The 910-nt window shown below is 71.0% G+C and carries 1 protein-coding gene; it reads right to left on the bottom strand.

The features are described from left to right. Positions 1-535, bottom strand: a 535-nt coding sequence (locus tag ACWJ6R_RS37125; RefSeq protein WP_449066668.1) for a condensation domain-containing protein, incomplete at its 3' end; no start/stop codon positions are given. Positions 536-910: the final 375 nt, after the last annotated feature.

The following is a 910-nucleotide window of genomic DNA, read 5'->3' as shown; positions in this document are numbered from 1 at the left end:
AGAGCGACGGTACGGCGGGCAGCCCGGCGAGCCGGTCCAGCCAGTGGCGGCGGTCGGCCTCGTGCCGGGCGGAGTCGCGGTAGGCGGCGTCCTCGGCCAGCAGCTCCGCCAGGGAGCCCGCCTCGCCCGGTCCGGGATCGCGGCCCTCGGCCAGCGCGGTGTACACCTCGGCCAGCCGCTTGGCGACCATCGGCCCGCTGTAGCCGTCCATGACCACGTGGTGGCAGCGCAGGTACCAGAAGTAGCGGTCGTCGGCGACCCGGAGCAGCGCGGTGGCGACGAGCTCGTCCCCCGGGAAGGGCGACTCCAGGTCCGTGCGCATCCACTCCAGCGCGGCGCGCTCGTCCCCCGGATCCAGCAACGGGCAGTCCAGCTCCCGGGGCCGCACCTCCTGCCCCGCACCGGTGACGCGCAGGTGCACGGCCTCGATCCCGCGCGCGGCCACCCGGACCGCCGCGGCGAAGAGCCCGGGGTCCACCGGCCCGGCGATCTCGATGTACTGGGCTATGCACATCGGGTCGCCCGGGGAAATCATCTGGGCGCGCAAAATCCCGTTCTGGGCCGCGGACAATGGCAGGAGGGAATCCGAGTCGAGCACCGTCGCCACGCTTTCCATCTTTACCGGGACAATGTCTTCCAGGTGCTCAGGAGCACCCGGTAAAGGCGGGAGAATTTTCCCCCCGACCACCCGCCCGCATTTGTTATCTGGCAGTGAATCACACGCGCGATCCGTCGAGCAATGATTCTAATTGTCACATGCCGCTAAAACCGCCTTCCCTTTTTTCGCGTTTCCCGACGACCGCCGGGGCCGATCGGAGAATGACGCGCGGCCGTACCGGCCGCCGGGTCCTGAGCACGACCTGGGGCCGGATCCGCGGGGCGCGCGGGGGCGGCCCGCCGGGGACCGCCG

It is taken from the genome of Planomonospora algeriensis (assembly GCF_977012225.1).
The sequence above is the reverse complement of the archived record's forward strand: the minus strand, read 5'-3'. Positions and strand labels throughout refer to the sequence as shown.